Below are 13,676 nucleotides of genomic sequence, written 5' to 3'. Positions count from 1 at the left end.
ATTTTGATATACTCTTTTTTAATTAAAATATTTTAAAAAAAGATATTTAAGGGGTGATTAAATGAAAATTTTAATTTTAATAGGAATAGTATTACTTGGGGTTGGTTTATTATTTGAATCAATGTATAAAATAAAACTAGCTTTTAAAAGCTTCACTAAGGAAGGTGGAAAGGCAGGGAAAGATTTTAACTTTGATTTTAAAAATAAATTCAATAGCATGGATAAGGAAAAACAAGATAATTTTTTAAATTTATTAGATTATAATAAAAGAGTATTATTTAAAAAGTATTTAGTTTGTGAAAAGGAAGAAGAGGATTCTATTAGAAAAAAATTAGATGATATGCATGTTTTTAATCTTTTTAATAGATGGGCAAGAGAGAATAATATAGAACCTATAAATATAAGTACTTATAAAAATATATAAATTTAAAATAAAAAGTAGCCTAAGATTCTTCTTAGACTACTTTTTTAGTTCTTTTTTCTAAAGTTTTATTTATATAAATCTTTTTTAAAAAGAAAGAAAATAATATAAACAATATTAATAAGCTTACAGATAAATATATATTTGTTTTATTAAAATTAATCCATTGAGCTCCTAAATTTACAAAAACTAAAATACCAGGAATAGTTCCAATTAAAGTTCCTAAAGCAAAATCTTTATAGGAAATTTTAGTAAGTCCTGCACCATAACTTATAAGGTCAAAGGGAAATAGAGGTATTAGTCTTAAAAGTAAAATCATTAAAAAGCCATTATCTTTTAGTATTTCTTGTATATTTTTTAGCTTTTTATTTTCTAATTTCTCTACAAAATATTTGCCAAGGAATCTAGAGATAAAAAAGGAGATACTTCCTCCTATTAAAGCACCTATACTTGTATATAGAAAGCCAAAAAAAAGATTAAATAAACTTCCACCTAAGATTGCTAAAAGAGAATCTGGGAAAAAAGTTAAAGGAACTAGGGAGAAGGCTATTATATAAATTAAGGGAGCGAAATATCCAGAATTTATAATTACCTCTCTTAAAGAGTCAAGACTTAAGAGATTAAACTTATAGAGAAAAAATAAAGCTATAGATATAATTAATATAACTATAGTTGTTAATATTTTATTAAACTTATTCATTATTAATCCATCCTTTATATTTATTTAGCAAGTTTTATTGTAAAATAAAATTATATAAATGTAAATTAATATAGTTTAATAGGGAGGAAATTTAATGATAGATAAGGATTTTATCATAAGCTTTATAGTAGTATTTTGTATTATTTACCTTATTTACATATGTTATAGAAGTTATTTAATAAAAAAAGAGGCCTATTTTAAAACCCTAACTATATTTTTAATTGTAGAGTTATTTAGAAGAATATTTATATATGGAGAAGTTAATGAATATTTAATAGACTATATATCCTTTTTACAAATAATACTTTTATTAATATCAATAAGTATTTATGGAATGCTTTATTTTAAAAATAATTTAAGTTAAAAATAAGTCCTAAAAGTTTATTTTAGGATTTATTTTTTAGGAAAAATTTTTAAATTTGATATATAATAATATTTAGGCTAATTCTATATTTAAATAAATTTAAGTTGAAAGTTAAGTCTTAACGAAGGATAAAATCATATGTATAGGAGGAAATGATGAGTAAGGATATTTTTTCTAAAAAGAGAAATTCTAAAAGAAATAGAATTTTAAAAATAATTTTAGGGGTAGTTGTTATAATACTTTTACTTTTCCTAGGTATAAAAATAGTAACAGCTATAGGAAGCAATTTAGCTAATAAAACTTCAAAGGCTAGTGAAGAGGTAGAGCCTGTAAAGAAACCAAATTTAGATGATATAGTTCCAGGAATGAATGTTATATATGGGGCTTTAGACTATTCTGTTGATGCTAAAGATGTAGAAAGCATGGCAAATGATACATATAAAGGAGAAGGGAAAGAGGTTTTCTTAACCTTTGATGATGGTCCTTCTAATTCCACAGAAAAAATATTAAATATATTAGAGGAAAAAGGTGTACATGCTACCTTCTTTGTTTTAGGAAGTAGCATAGAGAAAGATTCAAAAAGACAAGATTATTTAAAAAAGGAATTAAAAAGTGGAAATGCAATTGCAAATCACAGTTATAGCCATGATTTTAAGAAGTTATATCCAGGAAACCAATTAAACATTGATTATTTTATGGAGGAGTTTAATAAAACTAACTCTATAATGAAAGGAATTTTAGGAGAAGAATTTGATTGTAGAGTTTTAAGAATGCCAGGAGGATATGGAAGTAGAAAATATTACAAAGACCCATCTCTTAAGGAATTTGATGAAGTTTTAGCTAAAAACGGAATAGTAAACGTAGATTGGAATGCTCTAGATGGAGATGCAGAAGGAAAGCCTTATACAAAGGAAGAAATGTTAAACTATGTTAAAAAGACATCAAAGGGAAAAAATCATGTAGTAATTCTTATGCATGATGCTGCAGGAAAAGAGAAAACTGTTGAGATTTTACCAGATATAATAGATTATTATAAAAATGAAGGGTACAATTTTAAGGTTATAAAAAATACTGAAAAAAGTAAAGAAGAAATTAAATAGAAATAAAAAGATATGCTAAATAGCATATCTTTTTATTTTATAAAATATTTTTTTAGTAAAATTTATTATATAAGGTTTTAATTTGTATCTTTATTTCTTGAAAAAAATTAACATATAATTATATAATATAATTTAAAAAGAAGGTGAATATTATATGAAAGTTTTTAATATAGAAAAAAAGTCTATGTGGAATTGTATTACTAAAAACAAATTAACTTGTAATGATAGTTCTGTTTTAGTAGTAATTTTACCTGGACTTGGATATACTTTACATAAGGCGTTTTTAAACTACTCTAAGCAATTAGCTTTAGATTTTAATTTTGATTGTTTAGAAATAGAGTATGGTTTTCAAGTTAGTAGAGAACCCTTTAATAAAGAGAATATAGAGGATTTAAGAGAAGTTTTTCTTGAGTCTTTAGATATTTTGTTTAGTGTTTTAGAGCTTAAAGGAGAAAAATATAAAAAGGTTATTTTAATAGGTAAAAGTTTAGGAACAGTTTTACAAAATAAGTTATATAATTATCTTAAAAAAAGCTATGATGTAAAAAATATATACTTAACTCCTATAGATGAAACCTTTAAAGAGGAAGTTTATCAAGAAGGATTAGCTATAACTGGTAGGAAGGATAAATTTTTATCTTCAGAGAATTTAGAAAAAATAAAATCTTTAGGGATAAAGGTCATTGAAATAGAAGGTGCTGGTCATTCTTTATGTATAAAGGGAGATGTAATTAAGAGTATTGAAGTTTTAGAGGAAGTAATAAAAAGTATGAAAAATTATTTTGAAAAAATTTAAGATGAGGAGTGATAATTTTGATATATAAAAAGAAAGATAAAGAGCAGCTTAAGAAGATTTTAACTAAGGAAGAATACTATGTTACTCAAGAAAATGGAACTGAAAGACCCTTTTTAAATGAGTATTGGAATTTCGATAAAGAAGGAATATATGTAGATATTACAACAGGAGAACCTTTATTTACTTCAAAGGATAAGTTTACTTCAGCCTGTGGATGGCCAGCTTTTTCAAAACCTATAGATAGAAGTGTGATAAAAGAAAAGGTTGATAAAAGTCATGGAATGATTAGAACAGAAGTTAGAAGTAAATTAGGGGATTCTCATTTAGGTCATGTATTTTGTGATGGACCAGAGGATTTAGGAGGCTTAAGATACTGTATAAATTCTGCTTCTTTAAAGTTTATTCCAAAGGAAGAATTAGAAGAAAAGGGATATGGAGAGTATTTAAAGATTTTTAAATAAACAAATGAAATATAAAAGTAGGTGTTTTAATGGGATTTTTATTAAATGATGATGGAGAAAATGATTTTTCTTTATCTTATACTTATTCAAAGGATGATATATTTTGGATAACTTTAAGAGGATTAATATCTAAGGGGGAAATTGAAGAAGCTGAAGATATGCTATTTAAAGAAGCAGAGAAAAATCCATCTATAGAGATATATGAAATTGGTGAAAAAATGTATAACTTATTAAAGAGCAAAAGTGATGAAGAACTTAAAAGATATAATTTTTCTAGGGAAGAAATTGATTTAGGTTTAGAGGATTTAAAAAAATTAATAGATAAAAAGAAATAATAATTTTATCTATAATAATTTTTAATAAGTTAAGACAGGGAGAGATAATTATGAGAAGCTTAGATAAGGAGTTTTTTCTTGAAAAATATCCTCATTCAAAAGTTGATATAGAAAAAAATAAAATTAAATTTGAAACCTTACAAAACATATATAATGATTTTGTAAATTATGAAGATTCCTATTATAATCAAGCAGAATTTATAGCAAATATACTTCGTTCTAATGAAAATGTTCATTCTGTTAAATCAAGGATAAAAAATCCTGAAAGATTGATAGAAAAAATAATTAGAAAAACAAAAAATAGAAAAGAAAAGTATGGTGAAGATTTTGATTTTAATGAAGAGAACTATAAAAATGAAATAACAGATTTAATAGGTATAAGGGTTTTACATATATTTAAAGACCAATGGAAGGATATACATGACTTTATAATAAAAACTTGGGATGTTATTGAAATAACAGCTAATATAAGAGATGGAGATGATAGGAGTATCTTTGATGATTTAGGAATTGAGGTTATATCAAGACAATCTGGGTATAGGTCAGTTCATTATCTTGTAGAATGTTATCCTACTAATCAAAAAGTTATTGCAGAAATTCAAGTTAGAACTATTTTTGAGGAAGGATATGGAGAAATTGACCATAGATTAAGATATTCTCATAATGAAATACCAGAGATTTTAAAATCTAATCTTTTACTTTTTAATAGAATTGTAGGAAGTGCAGATGAAATGGCCTCTTTAATAAATATGTTAAATAATAATTTAGATAATAAAGATAAATATTATGAAGATAAGTTAAGAGAAAAAGAGGAAGAAATTAAAAAATTAAAAGAAGAAATTAAAAATATAAAAAGATAGAAAATGAAACCTATAAATATTAGAAGTAATATTTATAGGTTTCATAATTTTATAAATAAAAAGAAAAGAAATTTATAAAATTATAATATTAATAAAACATTAACTAAATATGAATAAAAATGAAATAAGCAGGTAGTTTTAATATATTTTGAAACAATTTAAGAAAATTCTAACTTTGATTTTATTAAATTATGGTAGTAAACTGAACCTAGTTCATTGTGAAGTTTATTAATAATATTTAAGAGAATAATATTAATAAAAATCACACTAGAATTTAAGAAAGCTTATGAAAGGATGATAAAAAATGAAGAAGAAATCAGTTGGAATTACCATGGCGGTCTTCTTATTAGGGATTTTTATGGGAGCTATTGATTCTGGAATAGTTTCTCCTGCAAGAGATATTATAGCTGATGGATTAAAGGTTTCACAAAATGCTAGTGTGTGGGTTGTAACAATATATACTTTAGCCTATGCAGTATCTATGCCACTTATGGGGAAATTATCTGATAGGTATGGAAGAAAAAAAGTTTATATGGTTTCAATATCACTTTTTTGTCTAGGTTCTTTACTTTGTGGTATATCAGATTATGTAAATAGCTATACTTTTTTACTTGTTTCAAGAGTTATAGAAGCTATAGGTGGTGGTGGTATAATGCCAATCGCTACAGCATACATAGGAACATCATTTCCAGTTGAAAAAAGAGGCTCAGCCTTAGGAATGATAGGTGGAGTTTATGGAATAGCTACAGTTGTAGGACCAACCTTAGGTTCTGGAATACTTTCTATTTTCGGTGATAAAAACTGGGGGTTTTTATTTTTAGTAAATGTTCCAATTAGTATAATTATACTTTTTATGGCAAGAAAATTAGAAGAAAATACTTCTTCTAAGGGAGTTAAAAAATTAGATGTTTTAGGTTCTTTAGTACTAACAGTATTAATACTATCCTTAATGTATGGAGCTACTAATTTAAAATTTTATGATTTTATTAATTCAATAAAATCCTTAGAGGTTTGGCCATATCTTTTAATATTTATAATATCAATTCCAATATTAGTTTTTGTAGAAAGAAAAGCAGAGGACCCTGTAATAAACTTATCTTATTTTACAAATAAAGAAATAGCCATAACTTTAATTTTAAGTTTTGTTGTAGGTTGTGGATTAATGGCTACAGTATTTATTCCTCAATTTAGTGAAAATATACTAAAAACTCCAATGGGAAGTGGAGGATATATAGTTACTATTTTTGCAATATTTGTTGGAATAGCAGCTCCTTTAGGAGGAAAATTTATTGATAAAATAGGTGTTAAAAAAGTGCTTTTAATAGGGATGGCCTTAGTTATTATAGGAAACCTCTATCAAGGATATATAACAACTAAACATCCAGGAATTTTTAATTTAATTGTAGGTTTAGGTATTATGGGCTTTGGTTTAGGATTTTCTATGGGAACTCCAATAAATTACTTAATGCTTAGCTTAGTTCCAGATAATGAAGCTACAGTTGGACAATCAGCAGTATCTTTAGTTAAATCTATAGGAATTGCAGTATCTCCAAATATTCTTATTAATTTTATCTCTGATGCAGGAAGAAAGGTTCCAGAAGCATTACAAAAGGTTATGCCACCTTTAGAGGGTGGAATGTCTAATGTTATGAACTCTTTAGGAGGAGGTTCAAATTTTTCAAACTCCATAGGAAATGCTAGTGTAACTAATATTTTTAGCATTATAAAAGAAATGGTAAATGGACAATTTATAGTGTTAAGAGATAAATTTTTAAATAATCCTAATGTTAATATAGAGGCTATAGAAAAATCCTATATGAAAAGTTTAGAGGGAGCTAAAAATGCTATAGAAACTGCCTTTCAAAGTACAATGAATACAGGTTATACTAAGTTGTTTTTAACTTGTTCTATTATAGCTTTAATAGGATTTATATTAACATTATTATTAAATAATGATTTAATAACTATGAAAAACAGAAAAATGGAAAAAAAGGAAAAAATTAATTGATAAAATTTAATTTTTAAGGTATGATAAATAAAAACAAATAATTTTAAGATATTGCTAGGGGTGCCTTTAAGGCTGAGAGGAATTTAAATTCTAACTCTAAGAACCTGATTTGGTTAGTACCAACGTAGGGAAGTATATTTTAATCTTATATTTTTCATACTAAAAATATTTTATGATTAATTAGAAAATATATTTTAAAAGGTTTAGCAATAAAAGCTAAACCTTTTTTGTTGGTGTAAATAATCTTAAAAATAAGAAAAGAGGTGAGAATATGATTGTTAATGGTAAGTATTTAGAAAAGAATAATATAAATACAGTACTTGATTTATTGAACTTACTAGAAATAAGTAGTAAAAGAGTTGTTGTTGAAATTAATAAAGATATAGTTCCTTCAAATAAGTACAATGAATTTATACTTAATGAGGAAGATAAAATTGAGATTATTGCCTTTGTTGGTGGAGGATAGTATTAAGAGAGGAATATATGAATATAAAGGTTAATGAAAAATGGAGAGTATTAGAGGAAAAAATAACAGTGTATTCTTTAAAAGAAAAAGAGTTTTCAGATTCTAATATTATTATATTAAATGGCTTTCCTGTTGAAGAGGACAAGTTTCTTGAAGAAGGAGATAGAATTGTTTTTATTAAAAAGGGAGTAATGCCTAAAAGAGAAGAGTTAGAGGAGCTTATGATATGTAGACATACTCCAGGAGTTTATGAAAAACTTAAAAATCTTAAGGTATTAATAGCAGGTTGTGGAGGACTAGGTTCTAATATTGCAATTTCTTTAAGTAGAATAGGCGTTGGAAAAATAATTTTAATAGATTTTGACTTAGTGGAACCTTCTAATTTAAATAGACAACAATATTATATAGAGGATATTGGAGAATATAAGGTAAAGGCTTTAAAGAAAAATTTAAAGAGAATAAATCCTTTTATAGAGGTTTGTGATTTAAATTTAAAGCTAGAAAAGAATAATATGAAATTATTAAATAAGGGGGACATCATATTAGAGGCCTTTGATAGAGCAGAGAGTAAAGCTTTATTGGCTAATTATTTCTTAGAGAATATAACTGATAAGTTTTTGATTTCTTCTTCTGGTATGGCTGGTTTTTTTGATTCTAACTTAATAAAAACAAAAAAGATAACAGAAAGATTTTATATTTGTGGTGATTTTATAAATGAGGCTAAGGAAGGGTGTGGATTAATGGCACCTAGAGTAGCTATATGTGCAAATCATATGGCAAATCTAGTTATAGATATAGCTTTTAATAAAATTTAAAAATATACTTAATCAATAAATTATATAATATTTAATTTAGTATAAAAGGAGTAGAGTATTTTGGATAAATTAATAATTGGTGGAGTAGAGATAAAAAATAGGCTTTTTGTTGGAAGTGGTAAGTATCCTTCAAATAAGATGATAAAGGATATTTTAAAGGGAAGTGGTGCTAATGTTATAACTTTAGCTTTAAGAAGAATAGATTTAGATAATAAGGAGGAAGATATTCTTCAAAATATACCTAAGGATATAATTTTGCTTCCTAATACATCAGGTGCTAAAAATGCTGAAGAAGCAATTAGAATAGCTAAAATAGCTAGAGCTATGGGCTGTGGAAATTGGATAAAAATAGAGATTATATCAGATTCTAAGTATTTACTTCCTGACAATGAAGAAACAATAAAGGCTACAAAGATATTATCAGAGGAGGGGTTTATAGTTCTTCCTTATATGTGCCCAGATCTTTATGTAGGAAGAAAATTAATAGAAGCTGGAGCAAAAGCTATAATGCCACTTGGAGCACCTATAGGAAGTAATAGAGGCTTGAAAACAAAGGAACTAATTCAAATAATGATAGATGAATTAGATATTCCAATTATAGTTGATGCAGGTATAGGAAAACCATCACAGGCTATGGAAGCTATGGAGATGGGAGCTGCAGCTTGTTTAGTTAATACAGCTATAGCATCTTCTTGCAATCCTGTAAGCATGGCTAAGGCTTTTTCTATGGCAGTAAAGGGAGGAAGATTAGCTTATGAGGCTAAATTGGGGAATGAATCAAAATTTGGAAATGCCTCTTCTCCTCTTACTGGTTTTTTAGGATAGGAGATGGTTTTCTTTGAGTTTTTATGAAGTAATAAAAAAATATAGAAATTTTGATTTTTACAAATATTTTTCCTTAGTAAAAAAAGAAGATATTTTAAAAAGTATTTATAAAAGAAATAAGGATTATTATGATTTATTAAATTTACTTTCTCCTTTAGCTGAAAGTCTTTTAGAGGAAATGGCTAAAGAGGGAAGAAATCTTTCTTTAAAATATTTTGGGAAAACAGTATTAATATATACACCTATGTATATTTCTAATTATTGTATAAATAAATGCTCATACTGTGGCTATAATATAGAAAACAAAATATTTAGAAAAAGGCTAAGTAAAGAAGAAATAAAAATAGAAGGAGAATTAATTTCTAAAGAAGGTTTTAAGCATATTTTAATACTTACAGGCGAAAGTAAATATCATACTCCAGTAGAATATATAGAAGAGGCTATTAAGATTTTAAGTAGTAAATTTCCATCTATTACAATAGAGGTATATGCAATGACAGAAAAAGAGTATGAGAGAATTGTTAAAGTAGGAGCAGAGGGACTTACTATTTATCAAGAAACTTATGATGAAAGTGTATATGAAAAGGTACACTTAAAAGGTCCTAAAAAAAATTATAAGTTTAGATTAGATGCACCAGAGAGAGGGATAAAAGCTGGAATTAGAACTTTAGGAATTGGTGCTTTATTAGGCTTAAGTGATTTTAGAATAGATGCATTTTTTACAGCAATGCATGGTAAGTATTTAAGAGATAAATATCCTCATATTGATATAAGTTATTCACTTCCTAGAATTAGACCTTGTTATGGAGGAAAAGAAAATTTAAAGGAAGTTTTAGATAAAAATTTAGTTCAAGCCCTTTTAGCTTACAGACTTTTTGATCCACAAGGAACTATAAATATATCTACTAGAGAAGATAGAGAGTTTAGAAAAAATTTGATTCCTTTAGGTGTTAATAAATTAAGTGCTGGAGTTTCTACAGAGGTTGGAGGACATTCTTTAAAAGAAAAAGGAACAGGACAATTTTATATAAGTGATGAAAGTTCTGTTGTAGAAGTTAAGGACTTAATAAAAAAACAAGGTTATCAACCTATATTTAAAGATTGGCATAGATTTTAGGAGTTAGGTATGTTTTTAATAACAAATAGAAATTTAGTATGCAAGGAAAAATACTTTAAAGTAATAAAAGAAAGTGCTACAAAAGGAATTAAAAATATAATATTAAGGGAGAAGGATTTAAATTTAGAAGATTTAATAGAAATTTATAGGGAAATAAAAACCGTAGTGAGTTCTGATACAAATATAATTATAAATTCTAATTTAGAAGCAATTAAAATTTTAGGAGAAAAGCATATTCATTTGAGTTTTAAGGATTTTATAGAAAATATAGATAGGCTTAAAGAACTTCAGGTTGGAGTTTCTGTTCATTCTCTTAAGGAAGCTATTTATGTAGATAATTTAGGAGTTTCTTACATCTTAATATCTCCTATTTTTAAAACTAAATGTAAAGAAAAGGTGGAGCCTAAAGGTGTTAATTTTATAACTGAAGTTAAAGAAAGAGTAAAATGTAAGGTTGTTGCCTTGGGAGGAATAAACGAATTAAATTTTAGAGAGGTTTTAAAAAGTGGTGCTGATGATTTTGCCTGTATGTCTTCAGTATTTATGAGTAATAATATAAAGGAGTACTTAAATTCTTTAAATATAGGTGTTGATTAAATAAAAGAGGTAGCTTATATAATTATCTATTTACTTATGGTATAATTTATATTAATTAATAATTACAATTTGTTATTGAAGGAGAAGTTTATTATGTCATTTGAAAGAATAGATATATCAGATAGAAGTGAACAAGAAGGAAGAAATTGCGTTATATTATATAACTTTGGAAATAAAGAGTTAAAAAAAATACAAAACTTTGCTAGAATAATGGGAATAAAAGACCAAATAGTTTTAAGCTCTAAAAATGGAGAAGAAGTAATAAAAGATATATTAGATAATGAAATGAAAGCTGTTCAAGGAGAAGGGGTTAAAGAGAGAGCTATAATTTTTAATGCAATAGCACCAGGTAAGGTTCATATCTTTTTAGAGAATTTAAAAAAGGTAGGAATACAAAGACCTTTAGTTGCAATGGTTACGGAAACTTCTATTAATTGGACTATAGATGTTTTAGTTAAAAATCTAATACTTGAAAGAAAAGCCTTAAAGTCTGGTGATATGACAACTCATGAGGTTAAATAAATATTAATTAAGGGGATGAATTTTAAAATTCATCCCCTTAAATATATAAAAAAAGGAAGGAATAATATGAAAATTTTAAAAAGTGATAAAGAATTTGAAGATTTTGTATTAGAAAAAGGAATAAGAATTGTATATTTAAGTACAACGACTTGTACTGCATGTAGTGCATTAAAACCTAAAATAGAAAGTCTTGTGAAAAATTATGAAAATGTGAAAATAGTAGAACTTAAAGCAGAGGAAAATATAAAGATAGTTTCTCAACTAGGTATATTTATGTTTCCTGCAATTATACTATATATAGATGGAAAAGAAGTTTTAAGAGAATCTAAGTATATAAGTGTTTTAGAGTTTAAAAAATCCATAGAAAGATATGTTAATTTATATAATTAAAAAAATTAATTTAGATATTTTTATTTTACTTTGAGAATTCACATTAAATTTGCCTTGAATAATAAAATTATATATACTATATACAATTAAACATGAATAAATTGTTAAATGGTTTTTTTCTTTGTTTAAAAATGAAAGGAGATAACATGTGGGATTCAATTAAAAAAAGTTATAGGCACTTAAAAAATATTATTAACTTTATATTAGATAAGAAGAACTATGAAAACGTAAAAAGGCTTTTAAAAAACTATAAGATATTAGGAGATTTATCAATAATAGTAGTTTCAGTATTAGTTTTTATAAGTGGAGTTGTTCTAATAATATCAGGAATTTATCCTAGTATATTTTATAAAATAAAGTTTTTAGATAATATTTATAGTTTATCTTTTTTAAGATTTTCTCATAGAGCCTCTGTTTTAATAGGACTTATGTTACTTATGACATCTAAGGAGGTCTTTTTTAAGGTTAAAAGGGCTTATTATGTAACCTTAGTTTTACTTGTAGTAGGAGGAGCCTTTGCCTTTATAAAAGATTTAGACTATAAAGAGGGAATTTTTATTTTAATAGTAACAATATTTTTATTACTATCAAAAAGACGTTTTTATAGAAAAAGTATTCCTATTAAGTTTACAAAGTTAAGTGCAATATTAGCAATTGTTTGTGTTTCTATAGTAGTTTTTGCAAATTTTATACATAAGTTTAATATACATTTTACTAAGGATTATAAGTATTATGTAGATTTTATTCAAAGTACAAAGGGAGACTTAAAGATAGCTCTATTTACTTACATAACATTTTTTATATTTTTAATAATTTGGTATATAACTATGCCTAAAATAGAAAAAGATAAGTTATATAAAGATGCAAATCTAGAGGAAATTTCTAAGTTTTTAAGTAGTATAGATTATGGTAATATTTTTTCTCACTTGCTTTATTTAAAGGATAAAAAAGTATTTTTTGCAAATGAGGGAAAATCTTTAATAATGTATAGTAAGTATAAGGATAAAATAATAGTCTTAGGAGACCCTATTGCTAAGGAAAAGAATTTATATAGTGCTATAGAAGAATTTCAAGATTTTACTGATTTATATGGATATGATTTAGTCTTTTATGAAATTGAGGAGAAAAATTTTTCTGTTTACCATGATGCAGGTTATTATTTTTTTAAGTTAGGAGAGGAAGCTAAAATAGATTTAGAAAAATTTAATTTAAGTGGTTCTAAGAAAAGCTCCTTTAGAAATACTTTAAGAAGAGTTGAAAGAGAAGGATATTCTTTTTCTATAATAAATCCACCTTTTAATTGTGAAACTATAAAAGAACTTAAGGAGATTTCTGATAAATGGTTAGGTGATAGAAAGGAAAAAGGCTTTTCTTTAGGGTGGTTTAGTGAAGATTATATACAAAAATCTCCAGTAGCTATATTAAAGAAAAATGATGAAAATAAGATTGTAGGTTTTGTAAGTATAATGGATGCCTTTGATGGAGGAAAAACTGTAGCTATTGATTTAATGAGAATTAATAAGAATGCACCAAATGCATCTATGGATTATTTAATGTTAAATTTATTTATATTCTTTAAAGAAAAGGGGTATAAGTATTTTAGTTTAGGAGAAGCACCCTTATCTAATGTAGGATTTAACAATCATTCTCATCTGCAAGAAAAATTAGCTAGGTTAGTTTATAATAGTGGAAATATATTTTATAGTTTTGATGGGTTAAGAAGATATAAATCAAAATTTTCTCCTATATGGAGTCCTAGATATTTAGCTTATCCTAAATTTATGTCTTTACCAGAAATATTTATTGATTTATGCTTTTTGATTGCAAATTCAAAGGATAATCTTGAGAAAAAATAAAAAATATTTATATTTAAAAGAGAGTCTTTTTAAAAAAGGCTCT

The 13,676-nt window shown here is 25.5% G+C and carries 17 protein-coding genes and 1 riboswitch; of the genes, 16 read left to right on the top strand and 1 reads right to left on the bottom strand.

Annotated elements, in window-relative coordinates; translation table 11 throughout:
- The first annotated feature begins 61 nt into the window (after positions 1-61).
- Positions 62-424 (top strand): hypothetical protein, encoded by a 363-nt coding sequence (locus AC4FRL_RS04180; protein ID WP_491138960.1) that lies wholly within the window; start codon positions 62-64, stop codon positions 422-424.
- A gap of 31 nt (positions 425-455) precedes the next feature.
- Here the strand turns inward: AC4FRL_RS04180 and AC4FRL_RS04175 are convergent, their stop codons facing one another.
- On the bottom strand, positions 456-1,121 hold the full coding sequence (locus tag AC4FRL_RS04175) for a TVP38/TMEM64 family protein (RefSeq protein ID WP_491138959.1): 666 nt from the start codon (positions 1,119-1,121) through the stop codon (positions 456-458).
- 94 nt (positions 1,122-1,215) lie between these two features.
- Here AC4FRL_RS04175 and AC4FRL_RS04170 point away from each other — a divergent pair, with 94 nt between their 5' ends.
- The 15 genes from AC4FRL_RS04170 to AC4FRL_RS04100 all read left to right on the top strand — a co-directional run bounded on the left by AC4FRL_RS04170 (position 1,216) and on the right by AC4FRL_RS04100 (position 13,633).
- Positions 1,216-1,485, top strand: a complete 270-nt coding sequence (locus AC4FRL_RS04170; protein WP_491138958.1) for a hypothetical protein — start codon at positions 1,216-1,218, stop codon at positions 1,483-1,485.
- Between the two features lie 155 nt (positions 1,486-1,640).
- Positions 1,641-2,585: a polysaccharide deacetylase family protein gene (locus AC4FRL_RS04165; RefSeq protein WP_491138957.1), complete on the top strand. Its 945-nt coding sequence runs from the start codon at positions 1,641-1,643 to the stop codon at positions 2,583-2,585.
- A 154-nt stretch (positions 2,586-2,739) separates the two neighbouring features.
- Positions 2,740-3,381, top strand: coding sequence for an alpha/beta hydrolase (locus AC4FRL_RS04160; RefSeq protein ID WP_491138956.1), 642 nt, complete (start codon positions 2,740-2,742; stop codon positions 3,379-3,381).
- A 17-nt stretch (positions 3,382-3,398) separates the two neighbouring features.
- A complete protein-coding gene (gene msrB / locus AC4FRL_RS04155; RefSeq protein ID WP_491138955.1) occupies positions 3,399-3,842 on the top strand; it encodes a peptide-methionine (R)-S-oxide reductase MsrB in 444 nt (147 codons plus the stop codon).
- Between the two features lie 29 nt (positions 3,843-3,871).
- The gene (locus AC4FRL_RS04150) at positions 3,872-4,177 is read left to right on the top strand and encodes a DUF6483 family protein (protein WP_491138954.1); all 306 of its coding nucleotides are present in this window, start codon (positions 3,872-3,874) and stop codon (positions 4,175-4,177) included.
- A gap of 50 nt (positions 4,178-4,227) precedes the next feature.
- Entirely contained in the window at positions 4,228-5,037 is an 810-nt protein-coding gene (locus AC4FRL_RS04145) for a RelA/SpoT domain-containing protein (protein ID WP_491138953.1), read from the top strand.
- Positions 5,038-5,341: 304 nt separating this feature from the next.
- Entirely contained in the window at positions 5,342-7,045 is a 1,704-nt protein-coding gene (locus tag AC4FRL_RS04140) for an MFS transporter (RefSeq protein WP_491138952.1), read from the top strand.
- Between the two features lie 46 nt (positions 7,046-7,091).
- Positions 7,092-7,193, top strand: a riboswitch (TPP riboswitch).
- Positions 7,194-7,316: 123 nt separating this feature from the next.
- Positions 7,317-7,511 (top strand): sulfur carrier protein ThiS, encoded by a 195-nt coding sequence (thiS, locus tag AC4FRL_RS04135; protein ID WP_491138951.1) that lies wholly within the window; start codon positions 7,317-7,319, stop codon positions 7,509-7,511.
- 17 nt (positions 7,512-7,528) lie between these two features.
- The gene (gene thiF, locus AC4FRL_RS04130) at positions 7,529-8,326 is read left to right on the top strand and encodes a sulfur carrier protein ThiS adenylyltransferase ThiF (RefSeq protein WP_491138950.1); all 798 of its coding nucleotides are present in this window, start codon (positions 7,529-7,531) and stop codon (positions 8,324-8,326) included.
- Positions 8,327-8,386: 60 nt separating this feature from the next.
- Entirely contained in the window at positions 8,387-9,151 is a 765-nt protein-coding gene (locus AC4FRL_RS04125) for a thiazole synthase (RefSeq protein ID WP_491138949.1), read from the top strand.
- A 13-nt stretch (positions 9,152-9,164) separates the two neighbouring features.
- The gene (gene thiH / locus AC4FRL_RS04120; RefSeq protein WP_491138948.1) at positions 9,165-10,268 is read left to right on the top strand and encodes a 2-iminoacetate synthase ThiH; all 1,104 of its coding nucleotides are present in this window, start codon (positions 9,165-9,167) and stop codon (positions 10,266-10,268) included.
- 9 nt (positions 10,269-10,277) lie between these two features.
- A complete protein-coding gene (locus AC4FRL_RS04115; protein ID WP_491138947.1) occupies positions 10,278-10,865 on the top strand; it encodes a thiamine phosphate synthase in 588 nt (195 codons plus the stop codon).
- A gap of 93 nt (positions 10,866-10,958) precedes the next feature.
- The gene (locus AC4FRL_RS04110) at positions 10,959-11,387 is read left to right on the top strand and encodes a DUF3783 domain-containing protein (protein WP_491138946.1); all 429 of its coding nucleotides are present in this window, start codon (positions 10,959-10,961) and stop codon (positions 11,385-11,387) included.
- 66 nt (positions 11,388-11,453) lie between these two features.
- Entirely contained in the window at positions 11,454-11,777 is a 324-nt protein-coding gene (locus tag AC4FRL_RS04105) for a thioredoxin family protein (protein WP_491138945.1), read from the top strand.
- Between the two features lie 146 nt (positions 11,778-11,923).
- Complete coding sequence (locus AC4FRL_RS04100) at positions 11,924-13,633, top strand: phosphatidylglycerol lysyltransferase domain-containing protein (protein WP_491138944.1); 1,710 nt, start codon at positions 11,924-11,926, stop codon at positions 13,631-13,633.
- Positions 13,634-13,676 lie beyond the last annotated feature (43 nt).

Source organism: Clostridium sp. TJA032, assembly GCF_058310275.1.
This window is presented reverse-complemented; position numbering and strand designations above follow the sequence as displayed.

What these genes read in the sequence shown, in the direction of transcription:
- thiS (WP_491138951.1), top strand. Translation starts at nt 7,317, where the DNA reads ATGATTGTTAATGGTAAGTATTTAGAAAAGAATAATATAAATACAGTA.
- AC4FRL_RS04150 (WP_491138954.1), top strand. Translation starts at nt 3,872, where the DNA reads ATGGGATTTTTATTAAATGATGATGGAGAAAATGATTTTTCTTTATCT.
- AC4FRL_RS04145 (WP_491138953.1), top strand. Translation starts at nt 4,228, where the DNA reads ATGAGAAGCTTAGATAAGGAGTTTTTTCTTGAAAAATATCCTCATTCA.
- AC4FRL_RS04170 (WP_491138958.1), top strand. Translation starts at nt 1,216, where the DNA reads ATGATAGATAAGGATTTTATCATAAGCTTTATAGTAGTATTTTGTATT.
- AC4FRL_RS04160 (WP_491138956.1), top strand. Translation starts at nt 2,740, where the DNA reads ATGAAAGTTTTTAATATAGAAAAAAAGTCTATGTGGAATTGTATTACT.
- thiF (WP_491138950.1), top strand. Translation starts at nt 7,529, where the DNA reads ATGAATATAAAGGTTAATGAAAAATGGAGAGTATTAGAGGAAAAAATA.
- AC4FRL_RS04100 (WP_491138944.1), top strand. Translation starts at nt 11,924, where the DNA reads ATGTGGGATTCAATTAAAAAAAGTTATAGGCACTTAAAAAATATTATT.
- AC4FRL_RS04110 (WP_491138946.1), top strand. Translation starts at nt 10,959, where the DNA reads ATGTCATTTGAAAGAATAGATATATCAGATAGAAGTGAACAAGAAGGA.
- AC4FRL_RS04175 (WP_491138959.1), bottom strand. Translation starts at nt 1,121, where the DNA reads ATGAATAAGTTTAATAAAATATTAACAACTATAGTTATATTAATTATA.
- AC4FRL_RS04105 (WP_491138945.1), top strand. Translation starts at nt 11,454, where the DNA reads ATGAAAATTTTAAAAAGTGATAAAGAATTTGAAGATTTTGTATTAGAA.
- AC4FRL_RS04115 (WP_491138947.1), top strand. Translation starts at nt 10,278, where the DNA reads ATGTTTTTAATAACAAATAGAAATTTAGTATGCAAGGAAAAATACTTT.
- AC4FRL_RS04165 (WP_491138957.1), top strand. Translation starts at nt 1,641, where the DNA reads ATGAGTAAGGATATTTTTTCTAAAAAGAGAAATTCTAAAAGAAATAGA.
- AC4FRL_RS04180 (WP_491138960.1), top strand. Translation starts at nt 62, where the DNA reads ATGAAAATTTTAATTTTAATAGGAATAGTATTACTTGGGGTTGGTTTA.
- AC4FRL_RS04140 (WP_491138952.1), top strand. Translation starts at nt 5,342, where the DNA reads ATGAAGAAGAAATCAGTTGGAATTACCATGGCGGTCTTCTTATTAGGG.